Source organism: Kitasatospora azatica KCTC 9699, from assembly GCF_000744785.1.
GTDB classification, from domain to species: Bacteria; Actinomycetota; Actinomycetes; order Streptomycetales; family Streptomycetaceae; genus Kitasatospora; species Kitasatospora azatica.
On sequence record NZ_JQMO01000002.1, the window covers coordinates 2,231,073 to 2,245,704 of the forward strand.

Below are 14,632 nucleotides of genomic sequence, written 5' to 3' on the forward strand. Positions count from 1 at the left end.
ACCACACCCGCACAAGGCTCAGGCCGGGTCGACGTCCAATCGTCGACCCGGCCCGAGGCTCACACCATGCCCTCCCCCGCCGGGGAGGCGCTACGTCTGCGGCACGCTACGTCCGCGGCGCGCTACGTCTGCGGCACCGCCGGCCCCGCCCCGAGGAACGGCCCCAGCGCCCCGGTCCGCAGCCGCTCCACCAGCGGCGCGACCCGCCCGGCCGCCACCGCCAGCAGGATCCCCACCAGCAGCCCGACCAGGGCGCCGACCAGCACGTCGTGCGGGTAGTGCACGCCCACCCAGACCCGGGAGGCGCCCATCAGCACCGCGGCCACCAGCGCGATCCAGCCGATCCAGCGATACGCGAACCAGAGCGCGGCCGCCGCCGCGAAGGCGATCACCGTGTGGTTGCTCGGGAACGACCAGTCCCCGGCACCCGGGCAGGCCTCCAGCGAGACCGTGCCGAGCTGCTGGCAGGGCCGGACCTCCTGCACCACGCTCTTGAGCACCGAGTTGGCGACGTAGGCCGCCACCACGATCAGCGGCGCGGCCAGCACCCGGGCCATCACCACCGAGTCGGCCCGCCTGGCCTGCCACCAGGCCAGCAGCATCAGCACGGCGAAGACGCCGAGCCCCAGCGCGGACCAGGTCTTGATCATCTGGTCCAGCCAGTGCGGTGCGTCGTCGGCCCAGCCGTTGACGGTCCGGTAGAGGCCGCCGTCGATACCGCTGCCGTCGTAGGCGAGCAGTGCGGCACCGGTGGGAGAGGTCGCGGTCACCTGGCATCACCGTCGTTGCGGCGGGCGGCCTTGCGGGCGCGGAACAATTCGAGAGCAATCGGAATCACAGAGACAACTACTACCAGACCAATGATGGGCAACAAGTATTGGTCGATATTGGGAACGGAGGACCCCAGCCCGTATCCGGCCAGCACCACGCCGACCACCCAGATCGTGCCGCCGATCACCTGCCAGAAGGTGAAGGTGCGCTGCGGCACCTCCAGCACGCCGGCCAGCGGGTTGAGCACCGTACGCACCACCGGGATGAACCGGGCCAGCACGATGGCCTTGCCGTAGCCGTACTTGGCCAGCAGTTCCTCGGCCCGGTCGACGCCCTGCTGCAGGCTCTTGCGCTTGCTGCGGGCCAGCAGCGCCCGTCCGCCGCGCTTGCCGATCAGGTACCCGATCTGGGCGCCGACCAGTGCGCCGGCCAGCGCGGCCAATATCACCTGCCAGAGCACCAGGTGCGGCCCGCTGTGGGTGCCGGAGACGCAGAGCAGTCCGGCGGTGAACAGCAGCGAGTCGCCGGGCAGGAAGAACCCGACCAGCAGGCCGGTCTCGGCGAAGAGCACGGCGGCGATGCCGAGGGCCCCGAAGGCGGCCAGCAGGGACGACGCATCGAGCACGTTCACCGCGAGCTGGGAGGAGGCGGAGAGCACGGTTGGCGGACCTCTCATACTGGTGGAGGCGGTCCTGCGGAACGCGCCCCGACCGTCTACAGTGACGTAGACGGTCTACACGACTGTAGACGACGACTGGAGGTCACGTCGACATGCCGGAACTGCCAGCCGCGCGCCGCCCGTCCGGGGAGCTCGAAGCCCAGGTGCTGGCCGCCCTCTGGGCCGCCGACCAGCCGCTCACCCCACAGGACGTGCAGCTGGCCCTCGGCGGTGAGCTGGCCCGGACCACCATCGCCACCATCCTGGCCAGGCTGCACGACAAAGGCACCGTCGAGCGGACCCGCGCCGGACGCGCCTACGCCTACACCCCGACGGTCCAGGACCCGGCCGGTCTCGCGGCCCGTCGGATGCGCACCGAGCTCGACCGCGAGCAGGACCGTTCCACCGTGCTGGCCCGCTTCGTCTCCGACCTGTCCGACGACGACGAGCGGCTGCTGCGCGAGCTGCTCGGCGACGGACCGGCCGGCGAGGGACCCACCGATCCGGTGTCCGGCGGCCGCGCGTGATCCTCGCCGTCTGGGCCCCCTTCCTGGTCCCCTTCCTCGCCGCCCCGGCCGCCCGGCTGCTTGCCGACGCGCTGCCGCCCCGGGCCGCCGCCTGGGTGCTCGGCGCCACCGGCGTGCTGCTGGCCGGGGCCAGCGCCGCCTCGCTCGGGCTGCTGGTGGCCGGCGGACTGCTGCGGATCCCGGCCGTCGCCGCGCTCGGCCACCTCTCGGTGCCCTGGCTCGCCGACGCCTCGCCGACCACCGTGGTGCTGGCCACCTTGGCCGCGGTCGCCCTGGTGGTCACCGGCGCGCTGACCCTGCGCACCGCCCACCAGCAGTACAGCGACCTGCGCCGGGCCCGCGCCGCGCTCGGCCTGGACCCGACTCGGACGGTCGAACCCGAGTGGCGCCGCCCGCTGACGCTGCTGCGCCGGGCCGCCGCGGCCGTCGGCCTGCCGACCGCCGGTCCGGGCCGGCCCGCCCCGGGCCACCCGCTCGCCGTCCTCGACGACGACCGCGCGGACGCCTACGCGCTGCCGGGCCGCCCCGGCCGGATCGTGGTCACCGCCGGCATGCTGCGGGCGCTGCCGGCCCCCGAACGGGCCGCGCTGCTGGCCCACGAGCGGGCCCACCTGACCTCCCGTCACCACCTCTTCCTGGCCGCCGCCGAGTACACCGCCGTGCTCCACCCGGCGCTGCGCCAGCTGCGCACACCGCTCGGCTTCCACCTCGAGCGCTGGGCCGACGAGGACGCCGCCCGCTCGGTCGGCGACCGTGCGGTGACCGCCCGCGCGGTCGGCCGGGCCGCGCTGGCCGCCGCCAAGGCACCGCGCCGCGACCGGCCGCTCCTGGCCCCCGCCGCCGCGACCGGTCCGGTCCCCCGACGGGTGGCCGCGCTGCTCTCGCCGCACCGCGGCACCCCGCCCGACTCGGTCGGCCGACGCCGCCGCACGGTCGCCGCGCTGGCGCTCACCGCCTGCCTCGCGGTCAGCGCGGCCGCCACCGCCGACGCCACTCGGGACCTGCACCACGCCGTGGAGAGCGCCCAGTTGCAGGGCGACCAGGAGCACTGACGCCGACCGCACGGAGTGCACGGCGGTTCGCACCGGCTCGCCGACCCCGACACGCGCCCCCGCTGCCGACGACCGCCACCACACCGCACTGACCTGCAACGTTCCCCGGCTCACCGGCGCGGAGCCGGTCCGCAGCGCGCCCGGCGCCCGGCCCGGCGCTCCGCCGACGGTCACGCCCCGTCCTAGAAGGTGCGCCCGAGACGGCGTCAACCTCCCCCGCTCGTGCAAGGATCGCTCGACCGATCGACCACCCGCACCCGTACGCTGTGGGCGACAGGACCGCCAGGGCCTGCCCCGGCCGGGAGCGGAGCCTTCAGACGCGGCGAGGGGAGCCACCATGCGAGAGACCGCGCACCTGGGCCGGACCGACAGCGCCCTCGGCCGTCCGCCCGCGGAGTCGACCCACGAGCAGGTGGTCACCGGCGAGATCCCACGCCAGGCTCCCCGGCCGGAGATCGGCGACTCCTGGGAGCGGCTGCGCCGCCTCGGCCTGGACCCCGAACGCGGCCGCGACCCCGAGCACCTGAGCACCGCCGAGATCGAGCACCGGCGCCGCGCCAGCGGCCTCGACGCGGTGATGCCCACGCTGCGCGGCACCCTGCTCGACCCGGTCACCGACCTGCCGTTGATCCTCGCCGTCGCCGACTCCTCGGGCACCCTGCTCTGGCACGAGGGCCCCCGCCAACTGCGCCGCAGCGCCGACCTGATCGGCTTCATGACCGGCGGCCGCTGGGGCGAGGAGTCGGTCGGCACCAACGGCATCGGCACCGTGGCCCGCACCGGGCGGCCGCTGCGGGTCCACTCCACCGAGCACTACGTCCGCAACCAGCACGCCTGGACCTGCGTCGGCGCCCCCGTCCGTGACCCGCGCACCGGGCGGGTGGCGGGCGTGGTGGACCTCAGCGGCCCGGCCCGCGGCGTCCACCCGCAGCTGCTGGCACTGGCCGTCACCGCCGCCCGACTGGCCGAAACCGAGCTGCGCGCCGCCCAGTTGGAGTCGCTGCACCGGCTGCGCACGGTCGCCGAGCCGGTGCTGGCCCAGGCCTCCGGCCCCGCCCTGGTGGTGGACCGGGACGGCTGGACGGCCGCCACCGCCGGCCTGGCCCCGGTCAACCGGCTGCGGCTGCCCACCGACGGCTGGGGTTCGGCCCCGGTGCACTGGCTGCCCTCGCTGGGCGACTGCGCGGTCGAGCCGCTGGCGGACGGCTGGCTGGTACGGCCGTTGACCGGCTCGCCGCAGGCCGTCTCCGAGCAGTCGGCGGGCGCCCGGCTGGTGCTCGACCTGAGCAGCGGGGACCGTCCCGAGGTCTCGGTGCGCGGCGGGGCGGGCAGTTGGTCGCACCAGCTGAGCCCGCGGCACGCCGAGCTGTTGCTGCTGCTGGCCACCCATCAGGCCGGGCGGACAGCGGCCCAGCTGGCCGAGGGCCTGTTCGGCGACCCGACCAGAACGGTCACCGTCCGGGCCGAACTCTCCCGACTGCGGCGGTACCTGGGCGGGCTGCTGGAGCACCGGCCGTACCGCTTCGCGGAGTCGGTGCAGGTGGAGGTGGTCCGCCCGCAGGACCCGTACCAGCTGCTCGCGGCCTCCTCGGCCCCCGGCATCCGCCGCCTGCGCGCCCTGCTCGACAGTGGCACCGCCCTGCTCCCGGGCTGCCGCACCGTGGGCGCCCTGGCCGACACCCTGCCCACCCAGATCCCCAGCCCCAGACAGCCGGACGAGACCGACTGACCGCTGGGCGGCGAGCCGAGGCGGGGCAGGGGCCCGCGGAACCTGCCCTAGTCCTCCCCGAAGAGCAGCGCCGAGAGCTGGTCGTCGGTCGGCCCGCAGTCCGGTTCGGCGCCCTCCGGCACCTCCAGATAGGTGCGGTCCAGCCAATCCCGCACCCGCGGTGCGGATGCCTCCAACAGGGCGCTGCCATAAGGGGATTCCAGGGCCAGGTGCAGGGTCGCACCGTGGCACGGGCAGTGTGCGGGCCAGAGTCGGACGTCTCCCTGCCCGGTCAGGCCACGCAGGCCGTCGCGGAGCAGTTCCCGGGAGAAGACCCAGTCCACCTCGTCCGGACGGCCGAGGTGGAAGGTGACCAGTACCTCGTAGGGGCGTTCCGGTTCGTACCGGAAGCGGGTGGGCACGGTGCCGACCTTGTCCCGGCCCAGCGCGATGCGCAGGGTCAGGACCTCCTCCACCGGCAGGGCCGGACGGAAGGGCACCGGCCGGACCTGCCCGGCCTGGAACGGGGCTCCGCTGCTGGCGGACAGTGGATCGCGCGGCATGGCTGATTCTCCGAGGCGAGACGGGACGGCCCAGCGTGCTCGACCGTCGTGCCCTGCCGCAAAGGTTGCAGGGGGTTGCAATGCCTGCTCGACAGGCTGCTCGACGCCGCTGGGTAGCCACTCGGCCCGGCTCCGGCCCGCCCTCGGGCCGCCTGGTCCGCTCCCGCGTTCGGGACGATCCATCCGACGGTACGTCAGTTTTCGTCGCCAGGTGGCCGGTCCGGCCGATTGATGCTGGCCGGTTCCGGCCTCGCGCGGCAAGCCGGCGCCGACCACGCCGGTCACGCAGCGCCGTCACGCTGGTACTCTCGTCACCCTGTCGATACGGGTGGGCCACGGGGGAAGCGGGCTCACCGGAACCGACGGCCCACCAGGGCCGGGCGGTTCACCCGGCAACGACGGTTCGTCAGGCCTCCGGCGCCACGAGGCCTAAGCAGGGTAGCGGCAGTCGGCCGGGGAGGCCGACTGGGGAGGAGAGGAGTCCGGTGACGCACCGGGAGAGCACCCCTGCGGCCGCGCGGCGGACCGCCGACCGGCCGGAGCTGCCGCCGCTGCCGCACGGTCGGCACAGCCGACCGAAGCCGGTCGGCGGCCAACTCAGGCTGCCCGCGATCAAGGTCTCCGGCGCGGCGATGGCGATGTCCACCGTGGTGGGCATCAGCATCGCCACCACCTGGCTGATCAGCGCCCAGCAGCGGGTCGGCTACGGCGTGCGGATGTCCACCGTGGGCGCCACCCCCACCGGCCCGACCGCGCCCGGTCAGCCGGCGCCGTCCGGCGCCCCGGTGGGGCCGCTGGCGGGCGGGGCCGCGGGCTCCGGCGCCCCGGTGGGCTCGGCGACCAGCCCGGCGCCGATGCCGCGACCGGTCGGCGGGGGCACGAGGACCAGCGGGGGCACCGGGACCACGACCGGGTCGGCCGCACCGGTCGGCCAGCCGGTCGGCCCAGCGCACGCCGGGCCCTCCGCGCCCACCACCGACGGCGCGCACCCCCCGACTGCTCCCGCCAGCCCCCCGGCAGCCGGCGGCCTCGCGGACGGGCCGCTGCCCTCCGGGACGGCGCCCGGCCTGCTCTCGCAACCGGCCCCCAGCAGCACCGGATCGGCCGGCACACCGGCCGGCTCGAGCCCGTCGACCACGCCGACCCCGCGGCCGACCATCTCCGCGGGGACGGTGCCCACCATCGCGCCCAGCGTGCTGCCGACCGCCACGGCCACCGGCAAGCCCGGCTCGACGCCCGCGGCCACGCCCAGCGGCGACACGAGCGGGAAGCCCACGCCGTCCGTTCCGATCCCGCCGGCCCGCACGCCCGTCCCCTCGCCCGCGCCGATCACACCGGTGGTCCCGGCGCCGCGCCCCTCCCCCGAGGCCACGGACAGCACCGACGTCACCGGCCTGGCCGACCTGGCCGAGTTCGCCGACCTCGCCGGCCTCCGGGACCTGCCCGGCAACACCGGCGCGGACGCGGACGCCGACGCGGGCGCCGAGGCCCTGATCCTCACCGGCCAGGGCAGCACCACCGACCCCGCCGGCCTCGGCCGCCGCCACACCGTCACCCTGACCGTCACCGAGCCGCTCGCCGCCGCGGAGGTCGAACTGCGCCTGGACCGCGCCGACGCCACCGCCGGCGCGATGACCTGGAGCACCCTCCCCGGCGCCCGGGTGACGCTCCTTCAGGACGGCTCCACCCTGGTCTACCGCTTCGCCCCACCCCCCGGCGAGGACGTCCAGCCCGGCACCTACACCTTCACCGTGCAGGACTCCCGCGCGGCCGCCCCCGGCATCCGCGACGCGGGCAGCGGCTGGACCGCCTCCGGTTTCGCCCTGCACCACCCCCAGGCGGTCGCCGCCCACGGCGGCTTCGCGCTGGAGAACACCGCCAAACCACAGCCCGTCAGCCCTTTTGCCCCCAAGCGCTAACCCCACTACTACGCCCCCTTGGCTAGGCTGAGCGCATACCGGCGCGTCACGGCGCTCGCTCGGGTGTCCGCGCGCCGGTGGTTCGGACCCGTACGCCGCCGCAGCGTCTTGGTAGCCGCTCAGCCGAGGAGGATCACGTGACCACCGCCCTGACTCAGGGGGCGAATGCCCCGCTGTCTGCCGTCCGGGTGAGCGTGGAGGTGACTGCCCCTCAGCGACTGGACGTCTCGGGCCTGCTGCTCACCGCGGCCGGCAAGGTCCGCTCCGACGCGGACCTGGTCTTCTTCAACGCCCCGCGCGGCCCCGGCGTCACCCACCGCCCGGCCAGCGGTTCGGCGCCGGACGCGATCACCGTGGACACCTGGGCGGTTCCGGCCGATGTGGCCAAGATCGTGGTCGCCGCCAGCCTGGACGACCCGGCCGCCACCTTCGCGGGCACCGAACCGACCGCGACCATCCGCGACGCCGACACCGGCCGGGTGCTGACCACCTTCACCCCGCCCCGACTGACCCGTGAGACCGCCCTGGTGGTGGTCGAGATCTACCGGCGCGGCGCCGAGTGGAAGGTCCGCGCCGTCGGGCAGGGCTACGCCAACGGGCTGGCCGGGATCGCCACCGACTTCGGCGTCTCGGTGGACGAGCCGGGACCGGCCGAGATCCCACCGATGCCCGACTACGCCCCGCCGGCGCCGGCCGGCTCACCCACCGCGCAGGCCCCGCAGGCCCCGCTCGCGCCGCCGGCCGCCCCGCCGCGCCCGGCCACCCCGCCGAACGTCCCCCGCACATCCCCACCGCCCCTGCCGCGCCCCGGATCAACCTGGACAAGGGCCGGGTCAACCTGGTCAAGGGCGGCTCGGTCTCGCTGGTCAAGAACGGGCGCCCGCTGCTCAGTTCGGTCCGGCTGGGGCTCGGCTGGGAGCCGGCCGGCCACGGCCGCAACATCGACCTGGACGCCTCCTGCATCGTCTTCGACTCCAAGCGCGAGCGGCTGGAGACCGTCTGGTTCATGAAGCTGAACGTCTTCAACGGCGCCATCCAGCACACCGGCGACAACCTCACCGGCGCCGGCTCCGGCGACGACGAGGCGATCGACGTCCACCTCGAGAGCCTGCCCGCCGAGGTCTGCGGTCTGGTCTTCGTGATCAACTCCTTCTCCGGCCAGCGCTTCACCGACGTGCGCAACGCGTACTGCCGGCTGCTCGACGCCAGCTCCGGCGACGAGCTGGTCCGCTTCGACCTCACCAACGCCGAACCGCACACCGGGGTGGTGATGTGCAAGCTGGTCCGCCAGTACTCCGGTGAGTGGGTGATGACCGCGATCGGCGAGTACGTCGACGCCAAGACCGCCCGCGGCATGGTCAAGCCCTCGGCCGCACTGCTCTGACCAGCGCGGCTACCGACAGATTCCCGCTCGACCGGTAACCCCGGGTAGACTCGGCCGCTTGCACCAAGCCGGTGCCCAGTCGGTAATCCGAGGTCAGTGACACGTGAGTCAGCCCATGTCCATCACCACCGCGCAGCTCCTCGACGAGGCCGGCCGCCGCCGGACCTTCGCCGTGATCAGCCACCCCGACGCCGGTAAGTCCACCCTGACCGAGGCGCTGGCCCTGCACGCCCGGGCGATCACCTCGGCCGGTGCGGTGCACGGCAAGGGCGACCGGCGCGGTGTGACCTCCGACTGGATGGAGCTGGAGCGCGAGCGCGGGATCTCCGTCACCTCGGCGGCGCTGCAGTTCGGCTACCGCGACCGTGTGATGAACCTGGTCGACACCCCGGGCCACGCCGACTTCTCCGAGGACACCTACCGGGTGCTCGCGGCCGTGGACTGCGCGATCATGCTGGTCGACGCGGCCAAGGGCCTCGAGGAGCAGACCCGCAAGCTGTTCGCGGTCTGCCGGCACCGCGGCGTCCCGGTGATCACCTTCATCAACAAGTGGGACCGCCGGGGCCGCGAGGCGCTGGCCCTGCTGGACGACATCGAGACGATCCTCGGCATCACCCCCGTCCCGATGGTCTGGCCGGTCGGCACCGCCGGCAACCTGCGCGGCGTGGTGCGGGCCGAGGACACCGACCACATGCTGCGCTACACCAAGGTCCCCAGCGGCACCCACGCCGCGCTGGAGGAGACCCTGACCGCCGCCGAGGCCGCCGAGCAGGAGGGCGAGCTCTGGGAGACCGCGCTGGAGGAGCTGGAGCTGGTGCTCTCCTCCGGCCCCGGCTACGACCAGGAGGCCTTCGAGGCGGGCAAGATCAGCCCCGTCTACTTCGGTGCCGCACTCACCAACATCGGTGTGAAGCTGCTGCTGGACGCCGTGGTGGAGCTGGCCCCGGCGCCCAGCCCGCGACCGCTGGCCGCGGGTGGCGCGCGCGAGGTGGCCGAGGACTTCTCCGGTCTGGTCTTCAAGATCCAGGCCAACATGGACCCGGCGCACCGCGACCGGATCGCCTTCGTCCGGGTCTGCTCCGGCGTCTTCGAGCGCGGTATGAACGTCACCCGCGCCGCCAGTGGCCGCTCCTTCGCCACCAAGTACGCCTCCACCGTCTTCGGCGCCGAGCGCACCGTGGTCGACACCGCCTACCCCGGTGACGTGGTCGGCCTGATCAACGCCAGCGCGCTGCGGGTCGGCGACACCCTTTACGCGGGCAAGAAGGCCGACTTCCCGGCGCTGCCCGCGTTCGCCCCCGAGTACTTCGCGGTGGCCCGCCCCAAGGACATCAGCCGCTCCAAGCAGTTCCGCAAGGGCGTCGCCCAGCTGGACGAGGAGGGCGTGGTCCAGGTGCTGGTCTCCGACCGACGCGGCGACCAGGCCCCGGTGATGGCCGCCGTCGGCCCGATGCAGTTCGACGTGGTGCTGCACCGGATGGCCAACGAGTTCTCCTCGCCGATCACCCTGGACCGGCTCTCCTACCAGCTCGCCCGGGTCACCGACCCCGACGGCGCCGCCGAGCTCGCCAAGGCCCGCCTCACCGACGCCGAGGTCCTCACCCGCCGCTCGGACAACGCCCTGCTGGCCCTGTTCGCCGACAAGTGGCACCTCAACGCCTTCCAGCGCGCCAAGCCGAACATCTACCTCCAGCCCCTGATCGCCACCGCGGACTGACCCTCCCCGAACGGGTGACGCCAGGCCGCTTCCGCCTCCCCGGCGAAGCGGCCTGGCTAGTCTTACCGCGACCCGCGGAAGGAGGCATCATGAGTGCTATGACACATGAGCAGCCGGCTCAGGGGGCGCTGCCCGAGGACGAGATCCTCCTGGAGGCGTTCCTCAGCCTGGCCACTCCTGAAGGCTTCCGAGCCGAGCTCATCGATGGAGAGGTCACCTCCAGCAAGCCCCTCCAGGACCGCATCGCCAAGCGCCACGGCTACGCCCTCGCGCGGATCCCGCTCTACCTCCTCATCGACGGCGAGGAGTCCGCCGTCGCCCTCTTCTCCGCCCCAGAGGGCGAGGAGTACACCGAGAACCACGGCGTCGCCTTCGGCAAGCCCCTGCTGCTCCCCGCGCCGTTCGACTTCGAGTTCGACACCGCCGCGTTCCTCTGAGCGCGCGTCAGGCACCTTGATTCTTTCGAACCCGGCTCTGGTACGGTTCCAGCAGGCCGGTCCGTGGCCCCCGATCGAGGAGGTGAGACCCATCAACGCTGTTGTTGTCCGGGTGCTCCCTCCGCGCGGTCGCCGTCACGCGAGCTGAACCGCGAGAGCATCCTTCGGTTTCCCGAAAGGCTCTCATGTCTCTTGTGCCGCACCTCGTCGTGCCTCATCTCGTCACCACCCTGCGCGCCGCCGGCTGTGTCTTCGCCGAGGACGAGGCCGACCTGATCCTGGCCGCTGCCACCACTTCCGCCGAGCTCGCCGAGCTGGTCGAGCGCCGGGTCGCCGGCCAGCCGCTCGAGCACGTCCTCGGCTGGGCCGAGTTCTGCGGGCTGCGGATCGCTGTCGACCCCGGGGTCTTCGTCCCCCGGCGGCGCACCGAGTTCCTGCTCGCGCAGGCGGGCGCGCTGACCGTCCCGGGCACGGTGGTGGTCGACCTCTGCTGCGGGTCGGGCGCGTTGGGCGCGGCGCTGGCGGCCGGCGTCGAGGTCGAGCTGCACGCCGCCGACATCGACCCGGCGGCCGTGGCCTGCGCCCGCCGCAACCTCGCAGGGCGGGGCGCCGTGCACGCGGGCGACTTGTTCGACCCGCTGCCGGACGCGCTGCGCGGCCGGGTCGCGCTCCTGCTGGCCAACGTGCCGTACGTCCCCACCGCGTCGATCGCGCTGCTCCCCGCCGAGGCCCGGGTGCACGAGGCCCGGGTGGCGCTCGACGGCGGGCCCGACGGGCTGGAGGTGCTGCGCCGGGTGGCCGGCGAGGCGCCGCACTGGCTGGCCCCGGGCGGGCATCTGCTCTTCGAGACCAGCGAGCGGCAGGTGGCGAGCGCCGTCCGGATCGTCACCGGGGCCGGCCTGACCGCGCGGATCGCCGAGGACGAGGACTTCGAAGCCACCGTGGTGATCGCAACCCGCAACCCGCATGCCGTGATCCGGTAGGCCCGCAGGTCCTGGGCCGGCCCTTCCCCACCTTCGCAAAAAGTGATATCACTTTGCTAAGCCCACGCTAGCGGGCAACGGAGGAGAGAGGAGCCGGCCCGATGGCCGCTCAGGAGTTCCAGAACGTCGAGATGCCCACCCCCAAGGTCACCGAGCGAGTGATCACCGGCAGCAGCGGCCTGCCCGTGCTGGCGCTCAGCCTGCTGCTGTTCCTCGGCGGCCCGGCGCTGCTCATCGTCGGCGCCGTCCAGCAGGCCCACGGCGGCTCGGCCGCGGGCGTCACCATGCTCGCCCTCGGCCCGCTGGCGCTGATCACCTCGCTGATCCTGATGCGCGGCCTCACCGTGGTGGCCCCCGGCCAGGCCCGCGTGGTCCAGCTGCTCGGCCGCTACCGGGGCACCATCCGGGCCGACGGCTTGGTCTTCGTCAACCCCTTCACCTCGCGCCGTCGGATCTCCACCCGGATCCGCAACCACGAGACCGAGACCACCAAGGTCAACGACGCCGACGGCAACCCGATCGAGATGGCCGCCGTGGTGGTCTGGCAGGTCGAGGACACCGCGAAGGCCGTCTTCGAGGTGGACGACTTCGTCGAGTTCGTCGCCATCCAGACCGAGACCGCGGTCCGGCACATCGCCAACAGCTACCCCTACGACGCCCACCAGCCGGGCCAGTTGTCGCTGCGCGACAGCGCCGACGAGATCACCCGCAAGCTGGACGAGGAGATCGGCACCCGGGTCGCCGCGGCCGGCGTCAAGGTGATCGAGTCCCGGATCACCCGACTCGCCTACGCCCCTGAGGTGGCCCAGGTGATGCTGCAGCGTCAGCAGGCCGGCGCCGTGGTGGCCGCGCGCCGTTTGATCGTGGAGGGTGCGGTCGGCATGGTGGAGCTGGCCCTCGAGCGGCTCGCCGAGCGCGACGTGGTCGAGCTGGACGAGGAGCGCAAGGCGGCCATGGTGAGCAACCTGCTGGTCGTGCTCTGCGGCGATCGCGGCACCCAGCCGGTGGTCAACACCGGTTCCCTCTACCAGTAGGAGACACGGCCAGTGGCGACGGAGCGGAAGAAGATCCTGCTGCGGCTGGACCCGGCCGTCCACGACGCGCTGGCCCGCTGGGCCTCGGACGAACTGCGCAGCACCAACGCGCAGATCGAGTTCCTGCTCCGCCGGGCACTGGCCGACAGCGGCCGGATGCCCGGCGGGGTCGGCCGGCTGCCCAGGCGGGGGCGCCCGGCCAAGGACGACGACGCGACCCCGACGGAGGAGTGAACCCGATGATCGCGCACCCGCGCACACTGCCCGGCAAGCTCTATCTGCTCAGCTACGACCCCGAGAAGGGCCGCATCAGCGGCCGGCTCAACCTGGAGTTGCTGCTCGGCGCGGCCGCCCTGACCGAACTGTTCCAGCGCGGGCTGCTGCGCGACGTGAAGGGCAAGGCGATCGCCACCGGCCCGGCCCCCGCCGACCTCGTCCCGTTGCTGGCCCAGCTGCTGGCGGAGATCGCCGAGAGCCGGCCGCGCTCCTGGAAGTACTGGGTCGCCAGGCGCCGCGGCCTGGTCCGCACGCTGCCTCAGGCGCTGGCCGCCACCGGGGTGCTGCGGGTGGAGCAGTACCGGGTCCTCGGCCTCTTCCCGGCCACCCGGGTCGAGCCGCGCGACCCGCGCCCGCGCAAGGCGCTGACGGCCGCCTTCGCCACCGCCCTGCGCGGCCCGCTCTCCCGGGTGGAGCCGGCCGACGCCGCCCTGGTGGCACTGGCCGACGCGGCCCAGCTGCGGGTGGTGCTGACCTTCGGTCAGCGCCGGGAGCACCGCGAGCGGATCAGGCAACTGGCCGCGCACTGCGGCCCGGTGCCGGCCGCCCTGCGGGCGGCGATCCGCGACCGGAACTCGGAGGGCTGACCGGAATGCCCGCGCGGCCCGCACCCCACCCGGGGAGCGGGCCGCGCGGCCGTCGGTGACCCCGGGTCAGCCCCGGGTCGCCATCGCGCGCAGGAAGAAGGTCAGGTTGGCCGGACGCTCCGCCAGGCGGCGCATGAAGTAGCCGTACCACTCCTGCCCGTACGGCAGGTACACCCGCATGGTGTTGCCGGCCTCGGCCAGCCGCAGCTGCTCCTCGGGGCGGATGCCGAAGAGCATCTGGTACTCGAAGCTGTCCGGGGTGCGCCCGTTCCACTCGGCCAGCTGGCCGGCGATCTTGATCATGTTGGGGTCGTGCGAGGCGATCATCGGGTAACCCTCGCCGCCCATCAGTACCTTGAGCGCCCGGACGTAGGCCAGGTCCACGTCCTTCTTGCCCTGGAAGGCGACCGACTCGGGCTCCTTGTAGGCACCCTTGCAGAGCCGCACCCGAGAGCCGGCCGCAGCGAAGTCGGCGCAGTCGGCCTCGGTGCGGCGCAGGTAGGCCTGCAGCACGACGCCCAGCCACGGGAAGTCGGCGCGCAACTCGCGGGCGATCGACAGGGTGGAGTCGGTGGTGGTGTGGTCCTCCATGTCCAGGGTGACCGTGGTGCCCGCGTCGGCGGCCGCCTCGCAGATCCGGCGGGCGTTCTCCAGCGCGATCTTCTCGCCGTCCACCGGCAGGAACTGACCGACCGCCGACAGCTTGACCGAGACCTCGGCGTTGGCCGCGAGGCCGGTCTCCTTGAGGGCGGCGAGCAGGTGCTCGTAGGCCAGCGCGGTGTCCGCGGCCTGGGCGGAGTCCTTGGTGTCCTCGCCGAGGTGGTCGAGGGTGACCTTGCGACCGGTGGCGACCAGCTCGTCGGTGGCGGTGATCGCCTGGTCGAGCAGCTCACCGGCGACGAAGCGCTCGACTATCGCGTGGGTCGGCGGGAACTTCTCCACGACGGTGCGCACCTGCGGCGAGCGGGAGGCGGCGAGGAGGGCGGAACGGAGCATCGGGGACTCCTGTGGGGGAT

At 73.8% G+C, this 14,632-nt stretch carries 15 protein-coding genes and 1 pseudogene; 12 read left to right on the forward strand and 4 right to left on the reverse strand.

What is annotated here, in order from left to right; all coding sequences use genetic code 11:
* Positions 1 to 122 precede the first annotated feature (122 nt).
* Both BR98_RS10220 and BR98_RS10225 read right to left on the reverse strand, forming a co-directional pair.
* A complete protein-coding gene (locus BR98_RS10220) occupies positions 123 to 770 on the reverse strand; it encodes a phosphatase PAP2 family protein (protein ID WP_035841878.1) in 648 nt (215 codons plus the stop codon).
* Positions 767 to 1,447, reverse strand: coding sequence for a DedA family protein (locus BR98_RS10225; RefSeq protein WP_035841880.1), 681 nt, complete (start codon positions 1,445 to 1,447; stop codon positions 767 to 769). The genes BR98_RS10220 and BR98_RS10225 overlap by 4 nt, the downstream gene beginning before the upstream one ends.
* A gap of 95 nt (positions 1,448 to 1,542) precedes the next feature.
* Between BR98_RS10225 and BR98_RS10230 the strand changes: the two genes are divergently transcribed.
* The 3 genes from BR98_RS10230 (at position 1,543) to BR98_RS10240 (ending at position 4,737) form a co-directional block, all read left to right on the forward strand.
* Complete coding sequence (locus BR98_RS10230) at positions 1,543 to 1,956, forward strand: BlaI/MecI/CopY family transcriptional regulator (protein ID WP_035841882.1); 414 nt, start codon at positions 1,543 to 1,545, stop codon at positions 1,954 to 1,956.
* Positions 1,953 to 3,008 (forward strand): M56 family metallopeptidase, encoded by a 1,056-nt coding sequence (locus BR98_RS10235; RefSeq protein ID WP_035841883.1) that lies wholly within the window; start codon positions 1,953 to 1,955, stop codon positions 3,006 to 3,008. The genes BR98_RS10230 and BR98_RS10235 overlap by 4 nt, the downstream gene beginning before the upstream one ends.
* Before the next feature lie 337 nt (positions 3,009 to 3,345).
* On the forward strand, positions 3,346 to 4,737 hold the full coding sequence (locus BR98_RS10240; protein ID WP_063774734.1) for a helix-turn-helix domain-containing protein: 1,392 nt from the start codon (positions 3,346 to 3,348) through the stop codon (positions 4,735 to 4,737).
* A gap of 47 nt (positions 4,738 to 4,784) precedes the next feature.
* On the opposite strand, the gene BR98_RS37750 is transcribed toward BR98_RS10240, so the two are convergent.
* A complete protein-coding gene (locus BR98_RS37750) occupies positions 4,785 to 5,279 on the reverse strand; it encodes an SsgA family sporulation/cell division regulator (RefSeq protein WP_051969537.1) in 495 nt (164 codons plus the stop codon).
* A gap of 485 nt (positions 5,280 to 5,764) precedes the next feature.
* On the opposite strand from BR98_RS37750, the gene BR98_RS10250 reads away from it, so the two are divergent.
* From BR98_RS10250 to BR98_RS10285, 9 genes and pseudogenes are all read left to right on the forward strand, one after another.
* Complete coding sequence (locus BR98_RS10250) at positions 5,765 to 7,198, forward strand: hypothetical protein (RefSeq protein WP_035841885.1); 1,434 nt, start codon at positions 5,765 to 5,767, stop codon at positions 7,196 to 7,198.
* Between the two features lie 200 nt (positions 7,199 to 7,398).
* A pseudogene (locus tag BR98_RS42515) lies at positions 7,399 to 7,761 on the forward strand (TerD family protein); the annotation flags it as partial.
* Complete coding sequence (locus tag BR98_RS10255; protein WP_407639427.1) at positions 7,758 to 8,582, forward strand: TerD family protein; 825 nt, start codon at positions 7,758 to 7,760, stop codon at positions 8,580 to 8,582. The pseudogene BR98_RS42515 and the gene BR98_RS10255, both read left to right, overlap by 4 nt.
* A gap of 115 nt (positions 8,583 to 8,697) precedes the next feature.
* Positions 8,698 to 10,299, forward strand: a complete 1,602-nt coding sequence (locus BR98_RS10260) for a peptide chain release factor 3 (RefSeq protein WP_035841887.1) — start codon at positions 8,698 to 8,700, stop codon at positions 10,297 to 10,299.
* Positions 10,300 to 10,388: 89 nt separating this feature from the next.
* Positions 10,389 to 10,736, forward strand: coding sequence for a Uma2 family endonuclease (locus tag BR98_RS10265; protein WP_083976234.1), 348 nt, complete (start codon positions 10,389 to 10,391; stop codon positions 10,734 to 10,736).
* A gap of 185 nt (positions 10,737 to 10,921) precedes the next feature.
* On the forward strand, positions 10,922 to 11,719 hold the full coding sequence (locus BR98_RS10270) for a putative protein N(5)-glutamine methyltransferase (RefSeq protein WP_035841889.1): 798 nt from the start codon (positions 10,922 to 10,924) through the stop codon (positions 11,717 to 11,719).
* 101 nt (positions 11,720 to 11,820) lie between these two features.
* Positions 11,821 to 12,753, forward strand: a complete 933-nt coding sequence (locus tag BR98_RS10275) for an SPFH domain-containing protein (protein ID WP_035841891.1) — start codon at positions 11,821 to 11,823, stop codon at positions 12,751 to 12,753.
* Positions 12,754 to 12,765: 12 nt separating this feature from the next.
* On the forward strand, positions 12,766 to 12,987 hold the full coding sequence (locus tag BR98_RS10280; protein ID WP_035841893.1) for a hypothetical protein: 222 nt from the start codon (positions 12,766 to 12,768) through the stop codon (positions 12,985 to 12,987).
* Between the two features lie 5 nt (positions 12,988 to 12,992).
* The gene (locus BR98_RS10285) at positions 12,993 to 13,616 is read left to right on the forward strand and encodes a GOLPH3/VPS74 family protein (protein WP_035841894.1); all 624 of its coding nucleotides are present in this window, start codon (positions 12,993 to 12,995) and stop codon (positions 13,614 to 13,616) included.
* A 66-nt stretch (positions 13,617 to 13,682) separates the two neighbouring features.
* On the opposite strand, the gene BR98_RS10290 is transcribed toward BR98_RS10285, so the two are convergent.
* On the reverse strand, positions 13,683 to 14,612 hold the full coding sequence (locus BR98_RS10290; protein WP_035841896.1) for a proline dehydrogenase family protein: 930 nt from the start codon (positions 14,610 to 14,612) through the stop codon (positions 13,683 to 13,685).
* Positions 14,613 to 14,632: the final 20 nt, after the last annotated feature.

What these genes read in the sequence shown, in the direction of transcription:
- BR98_RS10230 (WP_035841882.1), top strand. Translation starts at nt 1,543, where the DNA reads ATGCCGGAACTGCCAGCCGCGCGCCGCCCGTCCGGGGAGCTCGAAGCC.
- BR98_RS10225 (WP_035841880.1), bottom strand. Translation starts at nt 1,447, where the DNA reads ATGAGAGGTCCGCCAACCGTGCTCTCCGCCTCCTCCCAGCTCGCGGTG.
- BR98_RS10290 (WP_035841896.1), bottom strand. Translation starts at nt 14,612, where the DNA reads ATGCTCCGTTCCGCCCTCCTCGCCGCCTCCCGCTCGCCGCAGGTGCGC.
- BR98_RS10265 (WP_083976234.1), top strand. Translation starts at nt 10,389, where the DNA reads ATGAGTGCTATGACACATGAGCAGCCGGCTCAGGGGGCGCTGCCCGAG.
- BR98_RS10270 (WP_035841889.1), top strand. Translation starts at nt 10,922, where the DNA reads ATGTCTCTTGTGCCGCACCTCGTCGTGCCTCATCTCGTCACCACCCTG.
- BR98_RS10260 (WP_035841887.1), top strand. Translation starts at nt 8,698, where the DNA reads ATGTCCATCACCACCGCGCAGCTCCTCGACGAGGCCGGCCGCCGCCGG.
- BR98_RS10240 (WP_063774734.1), top strand. Translation starts at nt 3,346, where the DNA reads ATGCGAGAGACCGCGCACCTGGGCCGGACCGACAGCGCCCTCGGCCGT.
- BR98_RS37750 (WP_051969537.1), bottom strand. Translation starts at nt 5,279, where the DNA reads ATGCCGCGCGATCCACTGTCCGCCAGCAGCGGAGCCCCGTTCCAGGCC.
- BR98_RS10285 (WP_035841894.1), top strand. Translation starts at nt 12,993, where the DNA reads ATGATCGCGCACCCGCGCACACTGCCCGGCAAGCTCTATCTGCTCAGC.
- BR98_RS10275 (WP_035841891.1), top strand. Translation starts at nt 11,821, where the DNA reads ATGGCCGCTCAGGAGTTCCAGAACGTCGAGATGCCCACCCCCAAGGTC.